Origin of the sequence: Clostridioides sp. ES-W-0018-02, assembly GCF_020658175.1 — a bacterium.
Classification (GTDB): Bacteria; Bacillota; Clostridia; order Peptostreptococcales; family Peptostreptococcaceae; genus Clostridioides.
Genome location: NZ_JACVVY010000002.1, coordinates 118127 through 137263 on the forward strand (window position 1 = coordinate 118127; position 19137 = coordinate 137263).

Sequence of the window (19137 nt, forward strand, 5' to 3'; positions counted from 1 at the left end):
AACTGAAATAGTACTAAATAGATATATAGTTAAACTGAAATAGTATTAAATAGACATAATACTAAATAGATATAAATACTAAACTGAAATAGTACTACTTTATGGTGTCTATTAAAAATAACTCTAATTGAGAGTCAATTAAAGCACTTCTTTTCTCTGCATCCATAATATCAATACCACAGTATCTTAAAAAGGCATTAGAACGAAGAAGAACTAACTGTATAAATGAAGTTATTTGATATGCAATAACCTTGTAATCTTCTTCAGTTTTATTGTTGTCGTGATTTTTATAATGAGCTCTAATCAAAGGCAATATTTCAAATGGATAAATAATGTCTTCTTGAACTAATATGTAAGGTACAGAAATCTCTATAAATTGACTATATAAAATTATAACATCACAAAATGTCATTAACATTTCTTTTAACTCTTGCTTAGGTGTTAGATTTTGCTTATCATGTGTAGTTTTATATTCATCCATATGGCATTTTAAAATTCTCTTAATAGCAGTATTAATTAGTGCTTCTTTAGATTTAAAATAATAATTAATCATAGCCAAATTGACATTTGCTTTAGCTATGATTTCTCTAGCTGTGATACTTGAAATATCTCTATTTGAAGTTAATAGCTGAACTGTTGTGTTAATTAGTTGCTCTTTTTTTGAATCTATTTTCATATTTTTCCCCTTAAGAATTCCTCATAAAAAAATTAAACGTGTTTAATACACGTTTAGATACTATCACGAAAGCTTTTATATGTCAATGGAGGGATAGTTTTTAAGGAGGATAGTAGGGGGAAGTTTTTTTATAATTGTCTTGTTAAATACATGATAAATAAGGTTATATGATACTAAGTTTAAGAGGTGTTCTATCAATCATGTATTAATATATATAATTATTAAAGATTGTATACTAATAAATAGAATTATGTTAAAATTTATATTATAATGAAATAAAAAATAAATAAAAAAAGTCATGAGTTCTTAAGTTTGGCGACTTACTCTTAGCTTTTTATACAGTCATTCTTGGTAAGAGAGTACTCTAGTTAGGGAGCTTTTTATATTGTTATCATCTTTTAATATTATCATAACAATCATAAAACATTAATAATTTCGATATTTAAAAAGTATACAAAATTATTAATGAGGCAATAAGCTTAAACCATATTAAGTATTGATTGTTATTAATAAATCTGTAAAATCTCCTTATCTTTAGTGCAAACATGCTAAAAATAGAGGAGAATTTTTTGTTGTAAATGACAAAGTTTTGTTACCATTTATATGATGTTAGACTCAGTATAATATCAAGAAAATAAAAATGTATGAAAACTATCATAGATACTGATTAAAAACATTCTATAAGTAATGAAAAAAGAAGCGTGAAAAGAAAAAATGAAAATGGATTAATGAAGAGGGTAATAGAATAAAAAAGGAGATAGAGAATATAAAAAGTTAAAGGAATAAGGATTAAGCAAAAATAGGATAGCCAACTCTTTAAGTTTAGGAATAGTAAGGAGGTACTGTAGTTTATAAATGTGTAGCCTTAACTGTTTTTTTATCTAAGGGATAAGGGGGGATTTTTATGTATAGAATAGTTATTTGTGAGGATGATATTACACAAATGGTTTTCTTAAGAGAGTGTATACTAAAATCCTTAGAGGGAGTTTCTAGTCAAATTGAACTATTAGAGTTTAATTCAGGAGAAGAGTTATTGGAGTCTGCTTTAGAAGGAGTTGATATATATTTTTTAGATATTCAAATGCTTCAACTAACAGGGATGGATGTAGCTAAAATAATTAGAGAAACAAATGATACTTCTGAAATAATATTTATAACTTCAATAGTCGACTATATACAAGAAGGTTATAAGGTAAGGGCTTATAGATATTTATTAAAGCCTATAGATTTTGAGGATTTAAATGAAAATATTTTAAATTGTATATCAGATATTATTAAAAAAAGAGAAAACTTTATGCTGATAGAAAATAAAGGTATAATCAACAAAATTTTAATTAATAGTATTATGTATATAGAGGTCAGGAAAAAGGTTTTGACTATACATACTACAGATGGTATTTATAATACTAATAATAGTATGGATAAAATAGAGTTAGAATTAGAAAAATATAATTTTTTTAGATGTCATAAAAGCTATTTAATAAACATGGAATATATTCAACTTATATGCAAAAATACTGTAGTTATTAATAATGAAAATATTCCAGTCAGTAAATATAGAATATCTGATTTAAAGACAAAATTAACACATGTATTGGGAGATGTATTATGTTAGGGATAGATGTATGGGGGATTATTCTAACTTTATTTTCTACAATGATAGAATGGATTGTATTAAAATTTATATTAGATGAACTTAGTGAGCTAAGAAAGAGCAAGTCAGTTTTAAATAGTAGTCTACTAATTGCAATTATAATAATTACTACCTTGACTATAATTGAATTTGATATAAAGGTTAAGTTATTTATATGTATATTTATTACATATCTATTGTATAGAAGTAATTATGTGGTGGACCAATGGAAAAGTGTGTTTATAAGTTTATTATATTGGATGTTATTAATCGGATTTGATAGTACTGGATTAAGTATAGTAGGCACACTTAACTCTATACAAGAGATGAGTGATTTATTAAATAATAATTTATTAAAACTAGAATTAATAATTATATCTAAATCACTACTAATAGGATTAATACCATTACTTAAAGCTATTAGATTAAAAATAAAAATAAACAAGAAGGATTGTATCTATTTATTTTTCCCCTTAATAGCAAATATTGTTAGCATAATAGTTGTATTTGGATTTATTTTTAAAGATAAGAGTATTAATCCAACTGAAAGTTTGACAATACTTGTTATATCAATTGTATTTTTACTTTCAAATATTTCGTTAGTAAGTATTATAGGTAGAATAATAAAAGACAATAACCTAAAGATGGAACATGAAATTACAAAAGAAAAGATAAATATGCAATATAAATACTATTTAAATTTACAGGAATATCAGTCGAAAATAAGAAAACTATACCATGACATGAACAATCATATTATTTGTATTAAGAATATTTATGGTAAAAATGAGATTGCAGAGAAGTATATTAAAGATATAAATAAGCAAATAAATGAATGTAATACTATATTTAATACACAAAGTATGATTTTAGATGTTATTTTAAGTGAGAAAAAATCTATTTGTGATATAAATGGCATAGATTTTTTAGTAGATATTAATTTTTTAGAATGCAATTTTATAGAAATGGCGGATGTGTGTAGCATATTTTCAAATATGATAGATAATGCAATAGAAGCTTGTAATAAGATTTACGATACAAATATACAAAAAAAGATTAAATTAAGAGGAACTATTATAAATAGATTATTTGTAATTAAATGTGAAAATACAAAAATAAATGAGATTATATTAAAGAATAATAAAATTATTACAGATAAAAAAGACTCATTTTTACATGGAATAGGAATAAACAGTATAAAAAGCTCAGTAGAAAAATATAATGGAAATATAGAAATATATTCAGATAAAAATAAGTTTACAACTACTATTTATATACCATTATCTAGAAAATAATTCCAGTTGGAGCTTTAAAATGCCTAGTTGGATAAATAGCATTGAAAAATGATATAGAGGATGTTATCTTTTAAGCATATAAGATTTGGAGGCAATAAAAATAATCGAATCTTGCGCTAATAAGATAACATCTTTTTTAATTCTAAATAAGAGCATAGAACAAAAATAATATGATTTATATTTATAAAGATTTAAAACATTGATAACTTTTATAGTTGATATAATAGTCATATTGTTAACAGGATATATGCTAAATAAATTTAAGTAGAAAATGGGGGAGTAAAAAATGAAAAAATCTTAAAATATAAGCTTAGTAAAGCTTATATTGAGTAATATAAAAATAGTAATGTAGTAATTGATATATAGTGGAATTGATATTGGCAATAAATATTTATTAAAAAAACTCGAAAGAAAACGTTTTATTAGCTTAAGGAGGACTTAATTATGATAGATTCTGAAGAAATGAGTTTTAATATAGAAGATTTAATTATTTATAGAAAAAATCAACGAGTAATAATTTATAATAAAAAATTTAGAAAATATATTAGACTATCGGAGGAAATATATAAGTATTTTCTTTTAAGCCAAGAAAATAAAATGAATGCCTATGATTTTGTAAATTGTTTTGATGATGAAAGTGATAGAAAATATATTATCAATCTTATAGATATTATGAATAAAAATGAAATTTTTAAAAGTAATAATTTAAACATTGGAGGATTAAGCAATGAAATAGCAATTTATTTTTGTTTAACAAATAGATGTAATTTATTTTGTAAACATTGTTGTGTTGAATCGTCCTCTAATAAGAAAGATTTACTTAGCACATATGATTTAAAAAATATAGTAGATATAATATCAATTTTAAATGCTTCTCATATAGTTGTAACTGGAGGAGAGCCATTAGTAAGAGAAGATTTCTTTGAGATAATTAAATATATAAAACAAAGATTACCTAATACTAAATTAATATTATCTACAAATGGAACTTTAGTAGATGAACATAACATTGATTTTATTATAGATAATTTTGAAAAAATAGACATTAGTATTGATGGAGTAGATGAAAATACTTGTAGTGAAACACGAGGAAAAGGTGTATTTAATAAAGTAATAAACTCTGTGAATCTATTAAAAGAGAATGGATTCAATAATATAAAGTTATCTATGGTATTTGGTCAAAAAAATGCTCACTTAAATCAACAATTTAAAGATTTAAATAAAAAACTTGGTACAGAATTCGTTGAAAGATGTTTTATTCCAACAGGAAGAGGTTTAGAAAATAAAGAAAATTATCTGTTTGAAGATACAGTTCTTCCAATTACGATTCCCTATATTTTAGATAATGAATTAAAAAAATTTAAAGATAAAAAAAATAAAAAAATGGGATGTTGCGCATGTAATGCAGGAAATTCTCAAATATTTATAAATTATGATGGAAATGTATATCCTTGTCCTTCACTGATAAAGAATGAATATAAAATGGGAAATATATTTGACAATGAATTTGTACAAGTCATAAAAGGAAATAAAACAAGGAGCTTAAAGTCTTTGATTAAATTAGAAAGCATTTATCCATATAACTTTGAAAAATGTAAAAATTGTGATGTAAATATTTTTTGTTGGCATTGCCCAGCGATATTAGATTCAGTTAAGGATAATGAACTAGAATTGGATAGATGGTGTAGGATGATGAAACATAATTTAAATATAGCTATATGGGGAGATGAAGAAGTTAAGTGAAATTTACCATATTTGTAACTGAAGACTGCAATTTGAGATGTACATATTGCTATGAAGGAAATGATAAAAAAAAAGAAAATATGAGTTATGAAACTGCTGATAAAACAATAAATTTTATTTGTAATAAGGAATTAGAAAGTGATAGTGATTATACAACAATTGTTTTACATGGAGGAGAACCGTTTATAAATTTTGATTTGATTAAGTATATACATAAAGAGTTAGTAGATAGAGTGAATGACAAAGAAATATTATTTGATATAACTACAAATGGAACTATTATAAATGATGAAGTAATAGAGTTTATAGCAAAGAATGTAAAAAATATATCAATAAGTATTGATGGAACAAAGAATATACATGATACAAATAGAATATATGCTAATGGAGTAGGTACTTATGAAAAAGTAATAGAAAATGGAAAAAGACTTATAGAGAAAGGTATATATGTTAGGGCAAGAATGACATATAACTCAAATACCGTTAAGTATCTTTATGAGAGTGTATATGATATAGCAAAGCAAGGATTTAAAAATATAGCTCCAATTTCAGATTTTATGGATAAAAATTGGGATGATTCTCATATTAAAATATTAAATGAACAAATTAGTAAAATTATGGATATTAAAAAAAATTATCCTGATATAGATATCTCCATTTTAGATAAACAATTTATAAACAAGAAAAAAGGAGACTGTTTTGGAGGTATAAATAGTTATGCAATAGATGTTAGAGGAGATGTATATCCATGTACAGTATGTGTTGGAGAACAGGATATTTTACTAGGAAATATATATGATGGATTGGATGATAAAAAAATTAAGAGCCTTATAAAAATTTATACATCTAAGAATGAAGAGTGTGATGGATGTACTAGATTTGATTATTGTATGTCAACTAGATGTAAACTTATAAATAAAAAGGTAACAGGTAGATTCTATACTCCAGTTCCAATTTACTGTGGATTAGAAAGAGTTTATGTAGAAACAACAAAAAAGCTATGTAGTTTATAACCTAGTTTAACTAGTTATAATAAATATAATATAAAAGTAAAGGGGGATATGTATTATGATACATATAAGAAAAATCGAAGAAAAAATAGAACTTCAAGATGTTGAGGTGCAAGCAGATCCATGCAAATGGTATTATGACACACATGGAATAATTTCGCAAATAGACTGTATGGAGGATTGTGCAGGAAAAACTCCAAAAGGAACAGTAGCATATTAAAAAATACTAATCAATCTATTAAATATTGAAAGTACTAGATGTAGTTTTCATGAATGAAATATGCTTTTTTAGACTCTAGTATTTTTAATAATTAAATTTAACTAGCGCAACAAGTTAGTTAGTATTTAATGAATAGGACTCTATAATCTATCATTTTAGATTATAGAGTTTTTCTTGTAAATGTGAATAAGGAGAATTCTAATTATGATTAATATTAAACTTGCAGTGTCATATTTAAAAAGACAAAAAGGAAAAACTTTATCATTAATACTTAGTATAGGGATTGCTGTTATGCTAGTTTTTTCATTAAGTGTTATTAAAGAGTCTCAAGGACAATCAGATATAAATCATGCATACAAAAACTCAGGCAATTATCATGCTTTTTATGAAGATGTAAGTAGTGATATAGTAAAAAAACTTAATGGTGAAGAAGATATAAAGGAATTCAATGATGTACTTAAATTTGGAGAAATTGTAAGTAAAAACAATGGGGCATCTATAAATTTGTGTTCTTACAATAAAAATTTTTTAGATTCTACTAGATATCAATTGGTTAAAGGTAGGGAACCTAGAAATTCTAATGAATTAGTAATAGAGCAAAAAGTTTTAGATAAAATGAAACTAGATGTTAAATTAAATCAAACTATTGATTTTCAAATTGTTAATGAGTATGTAAATAAAAATAATGAAAATGCTATTTACAGTAAAGATAAGAAATTTAAAATAGTTGGGATTTTAAGTAAACCAGATGAATACTATGAAAGTTTAAATGAATATAAGGTAAGAGCTTTTACATATTCAAACGATGGCAAAGATATTGTTCCATCTGAATTAATAAATCATATGGGGACATTAAAACTTAATACAAAAGATTTAGATACTCAAAAAGTAGTGAATCTAGGGGTAAAATATAAGTTAACAAATAATGAATTTTATCCAAATACAGAAGTAAGTATGGCTATGTCTATGAAAAATATTTCAAAAACAACAACTTACTCAATAAAACAAAGATTATTACCTTTATTATGTGCAATATTAGTAATATATAACATGTTTAACATAATAATATTAGATATGACCAAGCAAATTGGTTTACTTAGAGCTGTTGGAGCCAATAAGAAAAATATTAGACGTATATTTTTTATTCAGAGTATTGTAGTTTTATCCGTGGGTATAGTAATAGGTTTACTTGGAGGTATAGTTTTTTCTTATTTAGGTCTTATGATTGTATATGATAAAAGTGCAGAATTAACTATAAATACAAATTCTATAATTGAATCTATCATTATGTCGATTATAGCAGTTATATTAGCCTCTATAGTACCTATATATAAAGCTGGAAATTTATCTATAATTGATGCTATAAAAAAGACAGATAAATTAAATTATGTTCCTAAGTTTTTGTTGTTAAAATCAAATAAAAAAGTTGTTGGAATTATAAATGAGATAGCTTTTAAAAATATATTTAGGAATAAGGTTACATCAATAATAATTATTATTACAATAGCGCTATGTGGAATTTTATTTATAGGGAGCTTAACTTCTACAAAGTTCATATATGGAAAAGAGTCAGAAGCAGCTAATATAACAAGTAAATCATATGGTAATTTTGATATTTATTTGGGCTATTCACCAATAAATGCAAATTATACCTTTTCTAAGTATGATAACTCTTTATTAGATGAAATAAAAGCTATTGATGATGTAACAGATATTGAACCTAATATTTATTTAGATGGATATCTAAGAAATGCTGAACTAGAAAAAAGTTATTTGGATGAATTAGACAGAACTGGAATAAATAATAAAAATGAATCTACAGTTTTAATTAGGGGTTACAATAAAGAGTTGTTAAATAATATAGATAAGTATATAGAAAAAGGTGAAAATGTATATAGTTATACAAAGAGTGATTATAAAAATATTTTGTTAGTAAATAATTTTTATTCTAGAATTGAAATGTCAAATAACGCTCAAATTATAAAGTCACCCAAAGTAGGAGATTTAGTAGATATAAAAATGCCTGTATATAAAGATGGAGATTATAAATATATAAATACAAAAGTAAGAATAGCTGGAATAATGAAAAATAGCTATATATCAGAGCAAGATGGAGAATCTCAATCAGGTGGAATTCAAGTTATATTTAATGAAAAGGATTTAAAAGAATTGACAGGGATAAATGATTATAATAAAGCTTTCGTCAAGATAAAAAAAGGAACAGATGAAAAAGTAATAAAAAAAATAAACAATATAATAGAAAAAAATGGGTTTTCAGATATAGAGGGAAGATATGTACGTAATCACTTTGGTGATCACTATAATGATTCTTCATATAAATTAGCAATGATTTGTGTATTTGGAGTTTTATTAATATCATCTATAAATATTATTTTTATAGTTAGATCAAATATAATTGTAAGATTGAGTGAGATATGTACATTCAGGGCAGTAGGAATGCCTAAAAAACATGTAAAAAGAATGTTAATAAAAGAAAATATTATATATGGAATATTAAGTATGATTGTGGCTGGAATTATATCTAGTTTCAATTATTATAAAATGGTTTCTGAAACTAATAAACTTAATCAACAGATATATGGTATAAGTAATTCTGTTAAATTTGAAATTCCAACATTTGAAATTTTAATATTTGGCTCAATATCTGTTTTCGTTTGTGTTATTGCAGTTTACTTTTCTAATAGAATGATAAATAAACTTAGTATAGTAAGTGGTATAAAAGAAAGTGAATAAAATTGCTAATTTAAATATATTGGAAAGGAGTGAAATAAATGAATAGCTCAAATAAATATTTTTTAAATTGTATATGCGAAAAAATAATAAATAATAATCAAGTTATTCTTAGTAATAAGGTAAATGGAAGGTGGATTAAAATTCCAATAGAATGTTATGAAGTTATAAAGTATTCAGTAGATAATGAATTACAACTTGATAATTTATATGATGTATTCCAAGAAAACGAAGATAAAAAATATTATGAACGAGTTATAAATGAATTGGAATCTATAGGGCTTATAAGTGATTCTATTATAAGTGAATTTAGACTAGAGAGAATAAACAAAATTTCATTTTCTCCAACTAATAGATGTAATCTAAGTTGTGATTATTGCTGTGTAGACTCTAAAATAGACAATAATGATTATTTAGAGACATCTCAAGTAAAAAAAGTAATAGATAATGTAGCTCGATTAAATCCAAGAATATTAACAATTACAGGTGGAGAACCATTAATAAGAGATGATTTCTTAGAAATATTGGATTATGTAAAAGAAAAATTTAAAGGGAAGATAATTTTATCTACAAATGCAACTTTAATTAAAGAGAGCCAGATTGATAATATAATTAATGATTTATATGCAATAGAAATTAGTCTGGACGGCTATGATGAATTAAGTTGTAGTAAAGTAAGGGGTAAAGGTGTATTCAGTAAAGTATTAAATGTGATTAAACTTATAAAATCAAAAGGGTTCGAGAACATAGGTTTATCTATGGTTGTAGGAAAGAATAATGAAAAAAACATAGATAAATTTAATAAATTGAATGAAGATTTGGGCACAACATCTATAATAAGAAATTTTATGAACATTGGTAGAGGAAATGAGAACTATAGCAAATATCTTAATAACAAACTTGATATTGACTATATTTGTAAAGATGATTATGTAGATAAAAATAGTTTATGTTCAAATATGTGTAAAGCAGGTGTTAATCAGATAAGTATAGATTACAAGGGGGATGTATATCCATGTCCAAACTTAGAATATAAGGATTTAAAGATGTTCAATATATTGGAATTTAATGAAAACATATTAGAGAATATTCTTAATAGAAAAATGGATATGTTTAGTAGATTTGATAAATTAAAACCAGTAAATATTGAAGAGTGTAAAGATTGTAAAATAAATTTGTTTTGTACAACTTGTCCATCAAAAATATATACTTTGAAAAATGACCAAAAAATGTTTGCTTCAAATTGTAAAAAAATGAAAAATATTTTAGAGCCTATAGTATGGTAAGAATTGGTTTTATATCTAAAGTAATGTATTTTGGAGGTGATTATTAATTGAGTAAAGTAAAAGTAGCAGTTTTAGACACAGGATTAGATATAAATGATGATGATATGAATGGAAATTATGTTTATGATTCAAATTTTCAATTGGAAGATTTGGGGGGGAGGGAAATAAATGATATAAATGGGCATGGAACTTTTGTATCAAAAACTATATTAAATATAAGTAAGAATGTCCAAATTTATCCTATTAATATCTTTAATGATTCTGGAAAAACAAGTTCTTTAAATCTTCTTAATACATTGAGCAAGTTGACTATGTCAGATATGCAGATAATAAATATTTCAGCTGCATCTATTAATAGTAAATATGAAAAAGAATTAGAAAAAGTTTGTAATATTTTGAATAGCCAAGGTAGATTTATTATTTGTTCAAAACATAATAGATATGCAGAGAAAGAAAGTATTCCTACTATATTTGAAAGTGTTATTGGTGTAGTAGGTAATGAAAATATATATAAAAATAATCAGTACATATATAAACAGAGAAATAAGATTCAGATGTATGCAAACTCAAAAGATAATTTTATTAAATTTAAAGATAAAGTAACTCATTTTGGTAAAAATAGTAAAGCTTGTGCAGTGGCAACTGGTATTGTTGCAAATATATTAAAAAAGAATCCTGATATTAAATTTAATGAATTAGAAGAAATACTCATTCAAAGAAGCCAAAATAAAGAGGATTTAAAAATAGAAAATTTGTACATTCCAAGTTATAGATCTAATTTGATAAGATTAGATATAGCAAAGCAAATAATGCATGTGATAAATAGAGATTTCTCAAAAACGAAGATAAATTTTGATTTTGTAAATGAATATTCTTTATTTAACAACTTTACATGTATTGGAAATTATAATGCATATGATCTTTTAACTACTTTAAATAAAGAGTTTAATATTGACATTGACTACAAAGGAGTATATTTATATCAATTAGAGGATTTAACCAGGGCAGTAGATCTTATTTACGAAAATTTGATTTAAAAAAATATAGATTTTTGAATATAGGAATGGAGATATGTTATGAAAATACTTAGAGTAAAAGATTTAAAAAAAATATATGGAAAAGGTGAGAGTGAAGTTAGGGCTCTTGATGGTGTAGATTTGGAAATAGAGCCTCACAAATTTACTGCTATTGTAGGGGCAAGTGGTTCTGGTAAAAGTACACTACTTCACTGTGTTGCAGGGTTAGATAAGCCAACTTTAGGCAATGTGTACTTAGATGATGTAGATTTATATACGTTAAATGATAATAAACTATCTGAAATAAGAAGACAAGAATTCGGCTTCATATTTCAAAGTTACAATTTAATACCAGTTATAAATGTATATGATAATATAGTACTTCCAGTATCACTTGATGGTAAGAAAGAAGACAAAGAGTATGTTATGGGATTAATTAACAAATTAGGGATTGAAAAACAAATAAAGAAATATCCTAATGAGCTATCAGGAGGTCAACAACAAAGAGTTGCAATAGCGAGAGCATTATCCAATAGACCATCAGTTATATTTGCAGATGAGCCTACTGGTAACTTAGATAGTAAGACAACAAATGAAGTTATGAATATGCTTGAATGGTGTGTTAAAGAGTACAGACAAACACTAGTTATGATAACTCATAATGATAATATTGCAAAGACAGCTGACAGAGTTATAACTATAAAAGATGGTAAAATAGATGAAAAGAATTAGTAATAACAATTTATTTAGAATACTAAATATAATAATACATAAAAATAAGATTAAGCTAATAGCATCATTTATAATGGTTTTTATAATTGCTGGTGTGGATATTATAATACCTCAAATAACTAGATATATAATAGATGATGGGATAGGAAATAAGAATATTTCGCTACTTATAAATTTAGTATTTATATATATTTTTATAAGGGTATTATCAGCTACATTTGATGTTATACTATCATATTTATATACTTCAATAAAAAATAAAGTTACTATAAATCTAAAAGTAAAATTACTCAACCATATATCAAAACTTTCTGGGAGATATTACTCAAGTAAGAAAACAGGTAATATATTATCTATTATGGAAAGTGATATATTTATGATAGAAAATTTTGGAGCAGAGATTATATTTGATATTGTAGTCAATGTGTTTAAAGCTTTAATATCATTAGTTTTCTTGGTTAATTTGCAGTTTGATTTATTTTTAGTAGTTTTATTTTTACAGTTGATATTAACATTTTCTCAAAATAAAATGACAAAACTTATATCTAGGAAAATTTATGAGATAAGGAGTGATTCGGGAAGTTTATCAAATTTGATTCAAGAGTATGTATCTAACATTATGGATATTGTGATATTAAATTCAAAGATGAACTTCTTTAATAAATATTTAAAAAGAGAAAGAGCTTTAATAAAAAAAGATTTAAATTTAAACTTGATTATTAGTAGTAATATAGCTATATCCCAAGTACTAACAGGATTGATAACAATATTAATATATGGACTTGGTGGATATAAAATAATAAATAATAAGATGACAATGGGAGAATTAATAGCATTTCAACAATACACAGGAATGTTAATTGGACCATGTATAGCTATTGTAAGGGCGAATACTAGAATAGCACAATCGAAAGTATCTATTGATAGAGTATTTTCAGTAATAGATGAAGAGATAGATATTAAAGTCGATAATAATGGATATAAAATAGATAATAACGAAATTAAAAAGATAAACTTTAAAAATGTATCATTTAGATACAATGATGATTCAAATACTGTCTTAAATAATATAAATTTAGAGTTTGAAGAAGGAGACGTAACTGGAATTGTTGGTGGAAGTGGATGTGGTAAATCAACAATAACAAATCTAATATATCGACTTTGGGATATAAATGAAGGTGATATATTAATAGGTGATGTTAATATAAAGGATATTAATTTAAAATCATTAAGAAATAGTATTGATATAGTAACTCAAAATCAATTTATATTTGATGATACAATAAAAAATAATATAGTACTAAATAATAAAATAAAAGATGAAGAATTAAATAAGATATTAAAAGTTACTTGTTTATATGAGTTTATAGAGAATCTAGATAAGGGATTGGATGAAGTAGTAGGAGAAAAGGGAGTCAAAATATCAGGAGGACAAAAACAACGTATATCAATTGCTAGAGCATTAGTAAGTAATAAAAAGGTACTTATTTTGGATGAAGCAACTTCAGCATTAGATAATATTTCACAAAAAGAGATATTGAACAACTTGAAAGAGTATATAGAGGATAAGATAGTTATTATAATAGCTCATAGACTTTCAACAATTAAGAGTGCTGATAATATATATGTATTAGATAAAGGCAAGGTAATAGAATCTGGAAATGATAAGGAACTTTTAAGTGAAGATGGTTTGTATAATAGGTTAGTTGAAACTGCAGACTTCGTATAAATATAATGATATTCAGAGAAAAATTATACATTAAAGTTAATCTATAGAGTGAAGTTCATAATAAGTTATATTAAGGATAAACATAATCTTGTATACATATATGCTTACTAAAGTATTTGATGAAATATAAATTATGTAACTGGTTTAACTAGAAAAGAGTTTGTATATTAATTTTAGACAAATGTAAACAAATAATTAATATATTTTAGTAAATGTCTGAAAGTTACATAAATAGTTGTTATAAATAAACAAAAACAGAGTAATTAAAACAAAGAAGCTATACATCTGCTCGGTATTGGGATGTGTATAGCTTTTTTACATTTAGGAAGGTATCTTGTGAGCTTAGAGAGACATTTTATAATCACTATTTTTATCTAGCCAGTAAGCGAATGACTTATTACCCAGCAGCTATATTTTCATATAGACCATAGACATACTACATGCCACCATATCAACTGCTTCTGCCTAATGATATATAAATCCAGATTTATTTTTCCCCTTAAGAATTCCTCATAAAAAAATTAAACGTGTTTAATACACGTTTAGGTACTATCACGAAAGCTTTTATATGTCAATGGAGTGCTAGTTTTTAAGGAGGGTAGTAGGGGGCAGTTTTTTTATAATTGTCTTGTTAAATACATGATTTACAGGAGTTCATTCAACTTGATATTTTTCTGTAGATAATAAAAATAATATAGAAATATCACTTCATGTTTACGATATTGCACAAAATGCAGATAATGATTCTATATACACATCAAAAAGTAATTTGAAAAAACTATTAAATCTATCACAAAACTCTTACAATGGTATTTATACAAACAATATAACAGAGATACCAGAGATAGGAAAAGCCCATATACAAAATATATCAGAACGAATAGCTAAACTTGAAGAGAATAATGTTTCAAATCGTACTAGCGCTGTAATATGCCAAATATTAGGCTGTATTATTGGGTGTTTGCTTTTATCATTTTACTTATACCAAGTATTGAAATCTGTAAGTTCATTCATAAAAGTTTATCTTTATCAACAAATGAATATATTCCTTTTCAATGTAATATATTTGTAATTTTGTTTATTTTTATTTTGCTAAATATTATATATACCATAATTAAGTTCTTATTTAACTCGAGAATTAGTCGTATTCAAAAAAAAGATATTACTTTGAGATACCTAAATTAAAAAGGTCTAGAGAGAGATTTTGACTTCAAAGTTTGAGCTATAACAGTTATACATAAGTGGGTGTAAGCTATAACAGAATATTCAAAGGTCTTATTAAGATGTATAATAAGACCTTTAACATTAATATGTAAATATTTATATTGAAATCTATTTAAATTTTATTACTGGTATCTGAATTTCTGTAAGATAGTTTTCAGGATTTTCCTCATTATGAACCCCTTTATGACCAATTTGCCTATTGATACCAGACATTTTATAATCACTATTTTTATCCAGCCAGTAAGCAAATGACTCATACCCACCAGCTATATTTTCATATGGGCCATATACCATACTACATGCCATCATATCAACTGCCTCTGTCTCACGATATATAAATCCAGATTTGTTTTTTCCTAATTTTTTTACAACCGTTCCAACCTCTATATCTACACCACAATCTTTCAGTTCTTCATCATGATAAAGTGCTATATTGTTGCTTGCTTGGTGGGATATTTCTATATGTTCTTCTTTAATAAATTCATATAATTTTTCCCACAGTATACCTTCATGGTGATAGTCTGGAATTATTTCTCTAAACGAGATAATCTTATAACTGGGAATTTCCTTAAAGATAACATTGTAATGAATCTCATCTTTATTGTCATCTATAGCCTTAATCAATTTATTAATATTATTTATTCTTTGTTGTTCTTTTTTAACTTCATCTTGTATTTCAATTTTTTTTCGATTCAATTCTTTAATCACAAGTTCGTCGTTCCAATTATGAATAATATTTGATATCTCTGAAACAGTAAATTTTGAATCTCTTAGTAAAATAATTCTTTGTAAAGTTGAAATTTGGTCAGCAGAGTATAGGCGATAACCTGTGTATTTATCTATCTTTGCTGGTTTTAGAATACCAAGTTCATCATAATAACGTAACATTCGAATAGAGACTTGTGTTAGTTTTGAAAATTCTCCAATTTTAAACATGAAAATATGACCCCCTTCTCACTTATAATCAGTATATATTTTGTTTTTGTATACTTCAAGTGTTTAGGAAAATGCATTTAATTATCAGTTTAATCTATAATCAGCAGTCTAACTCAAATTCAAATTCGTCTGATTTTATCTTCTCAATTTCAGAATTAATTTTCTGTTTAAATTTAGTAGAAGAAATTATGTAAATAATTAATATGAGGCAAAATATTATTTTTACATATTGAGCCATTACATAGGCTTCAATAGGGTAGTAAGAATATAGTTGAATGGTAAAGAAGTCACACATCATATGTACAAATCCACCTGCTAAAATACTTCTATGTGTATTAATATATACAAATGTAATAACAAAGTTTAGAAGTATAGTAGATGGTATAAATAAAAGTGCATCAAATAAAGAGTATTGCAGTAGATTATATGGGATTTGACCAGGTGTAAGATACCATCCCAAATACCAAACTCCACAAATAGTACCTAAAATAATTGAAGCACCTGTAAATCCAAATCTGACTAATAATTTATCAAGAGAATACCCTATCCATCCAAATCCTTGGCTAAGTATACTTAGTATAAAGCTTATAAATAGCATAATTGGTATTTTATAAGGTGTATAAATAGCTATGTGCATCCAATCCACATCATTAATTTCTAGATGAAAATATTTTCCTATTAGCAAAGAACAAATTACAATTAAAGCAAAAAAGAGTACTGTTAATAATGGCCATTTTACTCCTATTTCTTTGAAGCTAAAGCTCCTGTAAAGAAAATCTTTTCTTGCGCTATTTGGATATATTGTGAAAATAAAAAGTAGCCCTATGACAGAAGGGGCTGTATATGCGAAGTAAAAAAGAAGTTTTCCAAGCATGGTATTTGTAACTCCTAATAATACAGGTGTAAAGCTAAATAACCAAGTCCATAATAGAGTGCTTGTAAAGAAAAAAATTAAATTTTTATCTGAATTAAAATGGGGATTATATAATTGCATCTTATGTTCACTATCCTTTCATTTTGTTAATAGTGGTTTAATTTATATTTATTTTATTTTGACTATAAAGTTGATTAATAAGTAGATAATTAGTGATATTAATAAAATATTTTCGATTTTTATAATTTTTATTAAATATTTAGCTTATCTCTAATATTTTTTATGTAACGGCGATTTATAATAACTTTTTCATTATTTGATAAAGTAGCTTGCATGCGATTATGTGATATTACTTTTATACTTTCTAGGTAATCCATATTTAAAATCATAGATTTAGATATTCGTAAAAAAGATGTATTGTGTAATCGGTTTGATAATTCATATATTTTTAGGTCAACTTCAAATACATCATCTTTATAGTAAGCAAATGTCTTATTGCCAACTGTCTCAAAGTATAAAATATCGCAAATATTAAGCTTATAAATTTCTCCTGCTTTTTTACCATTTATATCTAGTAATGGTGTATTTAGTAGTGAAATTATTTTTTCAATATTATTGTCAATGGTAGAGCATTTTATAATTATTTCAATATCATCAAAATTAGTGGATTGTTCGACATGTATTTTCATTAATTATCACCTCATTTTATTACTGTCATTAGAATAGCATTATATTTTATTGAGTCCAACTAGATGAGTGCTAAATTTCAAATTAAGTACAGTTAAATTCAAATTTAAAATAGTAAAATTCAAATTTAAAGTGGTAAAATTCGAAAAAATACTACGACTATTTGGAAATGTTATCCAAATATCGTAGTACTTTTCATAGAATATCTCTAATTATTATACAAATAGACCTATCTTATGACTTACATATGTTGTCAAATTACTTCTCAAATGTCAAAATATTTTTAGATAGTACATCAATGCTGTTAGATAGTGTGTTCAATTTGCCCTCAATTCTAACCAATAAATACATGGATAGAGCTATAGGAAAACCAACATTAGTTATTAACAATTGTAAACTATCATCCATAAAATTACCTCCCATCCTAAACTAGGTCATAAGGAGTAGTATTAGTTTCTACAATCTTAGCTTCAACAGCAGAAGCAAGGTCAAATCCTCCAACTGAAAAAACATTTTTAGATACTATCAAATCCATAGCAGATTTTATATTTTCTTCAGTTAAGTCCTCCTTTGGATTTTCTATAGAAAAAGAAACTTGTTTATCCTTTGTATTCTTGAAACTCATGACTAATTTTTTCTTAATCTCCATACAGTTACCTCCACGATAATAATTTATTTTTTTAATTGCTTTAAGTATTTTAATTATTGTTAGGGTAGAAAATACTCTGGTATTGTTATACTTAAAGCAAAGCAGTATTTAAAATAACTAACATGTTTAATTTACGAACATATTTAAATTACTTAAGATATTAAACTGCTTAAAGTATCAATATATTAAGTGTATAATTTGTTAAATTTATATAATATCAAGTGTATTATATATTGAACATGATATATAAATAGTTGATGAATTTTAATGTAGACTATAATCATTAGTATAGACTATATTTGAAAGTTACTATTTAGATAGTGATGTGCTATCTAGTTTTAAAATATCTACAATAGGATTTTCTTGAAGATTTGCGATTGCTTCTGCAACTGCATAAACATCATCATTTGATGCCTCTGCCTTTACATTTGCGAAAGATTTACTTTTAATAACTGCCTTACCCTTATCATCAAAACCAGCATCCAATTTCAGTTTTATACTAGATAAATTTTTTGTTGAAACAACTGCCATAAAACTACCTCCTAAAAATTTAATTTCAAAGATTTGTCGACTTTCTTTGTTAAATCTATAGTATCATATAAGATAATATAGGAGTTAAACCGTAATTTCTTAAGATTTTTTGTTAAAATCTTATAGAAAACTTTATAAGTATATA

General features: G+C 25.0%; 17 protein-coding genes. 10 read left to right on the forward strand and 7 right to left on the reverse strand.

Annotation, left to right across the window (positions count from 1 at the left end):
* Window positions 1-94 precede the first annotated feature (94 nt).
* A complete protein-coding gene (locus tag IC219_RS06945) occupies window positions 95-676 on the reverse strand; it encodes a TetR/AcrR family transcriptional regulator (RefSeq protein ID WP_227831349.1) in 582 nt (193 codons plus the stop codon).
* 904 nt (window positions 677-1580) lie between these two features.
* Here IC219_RS06945 and IC219_RS06950 point away from each other — a divergent pair.
* From IC219_RS06950 to IC219_RS06995, 10 genes are all read left to right on the forward strand, one after another.
* Window positions 1581-2291 (forward strand): LytR/AlgR family response regulator transcription factor, encoded by a 711-nt coding sequence (locus IC219_RS06950; protein ID WP_227433561.1) that lies wholly within the window; start codon window positions 1581-1583, stop codon window positions 2289-2291.
* Window positions 2285-3604: an ATP-binding protein gene (locus IC219_RS06955; protein WP_227483063.1), complete on the forward strand. Its 1320-nt coding sequence runs from the start codon at window positions 2285-2287 to the stop codon at window positions 3602-3604. Before IC219_RS06950 ends, IC219_RS06955 begins: the two co-directional genes overlap by 7 nt.
* A 444-nt stretch (window positions 3605-4048) precedes the next feature.
* A complete protein-coding gene (locus IC219_RS06960; protein WP_227433559.1) occupies window positions 4049-5347 on the forward strand; it encodes a radical SAM/SPASM domain-containing protein in 1299 nt (432 codons plus the stop codon).
* Window positions 5344-6360, forward strand: a complete 1017-nt coding sequence (locus IC219_RS21985; RefSeq protein ID WP_227831348.1) for a radical SAM/SPASM domain-containing protein — start codon at window positions 5344-5346, stop codon at window positions 6358-6360. The genes IC219_RS06960 and IC219_RS21985 overlap by 4 nt, the downstream gene beginning before the upstream one ends.
* Before the next feature lie 55 nt (window positions 6361-6415).
* On the forward strand, window positions 6416-6577 hold the full coding sequence (locus IC219_RS06970; RefSeq protein WP_227433557.1) for a hypothetical protein: 162 nt from the start codon (window positions 6416-6418) through the stop codon (window positions 6575-6577).
* Between the two features lie 204 nt (window positions 6578-6781).
* Window positions 6782-9331 (forward strand): ABC transporter permease, encoded by a 2550-nt coding sequence (locus IC219_RS06975; protein ID WP_227831347.1) that lies wholly within the window; start codon window positions 6782-6784, stop codon window positions 9329-9331.
* A 38-nt stretch (window positions 9332-9369) separates the two neighbouring features.
* Entirely contained in the window at window positions 9370-10614 is a 1245-nt protein-coding gene (locus tag IC219_RS06980; protein WP_227433555.1) for a radical SAM/SPASM domain-containing protein, read from the forward strand.
* Window positions 10615-10661: 47 nt separating this feature from the next.
* On the forward strand, window positions 10662-11651 hold the full coding sequence (locus tag IC219_RS06985; protein WP_227433554.1) for a S8 family serine peptidase: 990 nt from the start codon (window positions 10662-10664) through the stop codon (window positions 11649-11651).
* Between the two features lie 39 nt (window positions 11652-11690).
* Window positions 11691-12362 carry an ABC transporter ATP-binding protein gene (locus IC219_RS06990; RefSeq protein ID WP_227433553.1) on the forward strand — a complete coding sequence of 224 codons (672 nt, stop codon included), beginning with the start codon at window positions 11691-11693 and terminating at the stop codon, window positions 12360-12362.
* Window positions 12349-14091 carry an ABC transporter ATP-binding protein gene (locus tag IC219_RS06995; RefSeq protein WP_227433552.1) on the forward strand — a complete coding sequence of 581 codons (1743 nt, stop codon included), beginning with the start codon at window positions 12349-12351 and terminating at the stop codon, window positions 14089-14091. Before IC219_RS06990 ends, IC219_RS06995 begins: the two co-directional genes overlap by 14 nt.
* Before the next feature lie 1332 nt (window positions 14092-15423).
* Here the strand turns inward: IC219_RS06995 and IC219_RS07000 are convergent.
* The 6 genes from IC219_RS07000 to IC219_RS07025 form a co-directional block, all read right to left on the reverse strand.
* On the reverse strand, window positions 15424-16251 hold the full coding sequence (locus IC219_RS07000) for a MerR family transcriptional regulator (RefSeq protein ID WP_227831346.1): 828 nt from the start codon (window positions 16249-16251) through the stop codon (window positions 15424-15426).
* A gap of 100 nt (window positions 16252-16351) precedes the next feature.
* A complete protein-coding gene (locus IC219_RS07005; RefSeq protein ID WP_227831345.1) occupies window positions 16352-17125 on the reverse strand; it encodes a CPBP family intramembrane metalloprotease in 774 nt (257 codons plus the stop codon).
* Between the two features lie 251 nt (window positions 17126-17376).
* Window positions 17377-17814, reverse strand: coding sequence for a LytTR family DNA-binding domain-containing protein (locus IC219_RS07010; RefSeq protein WP_227831344.1), 438 nt, complete (start codon window positions 17812-17814; stop codon window positions 17377-17379).
* A 256-nt stretch (window positions 17815-18070) separates the two neighbouring features.
* Window positions 18071-18220, reverse strand: coding sequence for a YvrJ family protein (locus tag IC219_RS07015; protein ID WP_227433548.1), 150 nt, complete (start codon window positions 18218-18220; stop codon window positions 18071-18073).
* 16 nt (window positions 18221-18236) lie between these two features.
* Entirely contained in the window at window positions 18237-18461 is a 225-nt protein-coding gene (locus tag IC219_RS07020) for a DUF2922 domain-containing protein (RefSeq protein WP_227433547.1), read from the reverse strand.
* Between the two features lie 309 nt (window positions 18462-18770).
* Complete coding sequence (locus tag IC219_RS07025) at window positions 18771-18992, reverse strand: DUF1659 domain-containing protein (RefSeq protein ID WP_227433546.1); 222 nt, start codon at window positions 18990-18992, stop codon at window positions 18771-18773.
* Window positions 18993-19137 lie beyond the last annotated feature (145 nt).

Excerpts from the sequence above, each read along its gene's own strand:
- IC219_RS06970 (WP_227433557.1), top strand. The coding sequence starts at position 6,416 with ATGATACATATAAGAAAAATCGAAGAAAAAATAGAACTTCAAGATGTT.
- IC219_RS06980 (WP_227433555.1), top strand. The coding sequence starts at position 9,370 with ATGAATAGCTCAAATAAATATTTTTTAAATTGTATATGCGAAAAAATA.
- IC219_RS06960 (WP_227433559.1), top strand. The coding sequence starts at position 4,049 with ATGATAGATTCTGAAGAAATGAGTTTTAATATAGAAGATTTAATTATT.
- IC219_RS06945 (WP_227831349.1), bottom strand. The coding sequence starts at position 676 with ATGAAAATAGATTCAAAAAAAGAGCAACTAATTAACACAACAGTTCAG.
- IC219_RS07000 (WP_227831346.1), bottom strand. The coding sequence starts at position 16,251 with ATGTTTAAAATTGGAGAATTTTCAAAACTAACACAAGTCTCTATTCGA.
- IC219_RS06995 (WP_227433552.1), top strand. The coding sequence starts at position 12,349 with ATGAAAAGAATTAGTAATAACAATTTATTTAGAATACTAAATATAATA.
- IC219_RS07010 (WP_227831344.1), bottom strand. The coding sequence starts at position 17,814 with ATGAAAATACATGTCGAACAATCCACTAATTTTGATGATATTGAAATA.
- IC219_RS06975 (WP_227831347.1), top strand. The coding sequence starts at position 6,782 with ATGATTAATATTAAACTTGCAGTGTCATATTTAAAAAGACAAAAAGGA.
- IC219_RS07005 (WP_227831345.1), bottom strand. The coding sequence starts at position 17,125 with ATGCTTGGAAAACTTCTTTTTTACTTCGCATATACAGCCCCTTCTGTC.
- IC219_RS07025 (WP_227433546.1), bottom strand. The coding sequence starts at position 18,992 with ATGGCAGTTGTTTCAACAAAAAATTTATCTAGTATAAAACTGAAATTG.
- IC219_RS06990 (WP_227433553.1), top strand. The coding sequence starts at position 11,691 with ATGAAAATACTTAGAGTAAAAGATTTAAAAAAAATATATGGAAAAGGT.
- IC219_RS07015 (WP_227433548.1), bottom strand. The coding sequence starts at position 18,220 with ATGGATGATAGTTTACAATTGTTAATAACTAATGTTGGTTTTCCTATA.
- IC219_RS06955 (WP_227483063.1), top strand. The coding sequence starts at position 2,285 with ATGTTAGGGATAGATGTATGGGGGATTATTCTAACTTTATTTTCTACA.
- IC219_RS07020 (WP_227433547.1), bottom strand. The coding sequence starts at position 18,461 with ATGGAGATTAAGAAAAAATTAGTCATGAGTTTCAAGAATACAAAGGAT.
- IC219_RS06950 (WP_227433561.1), top strand. The coding sequence starts at position 1,581 with ATGTATAGAATAGTTATTTGTGAGGATGATATTACACAAATGGTTTTC.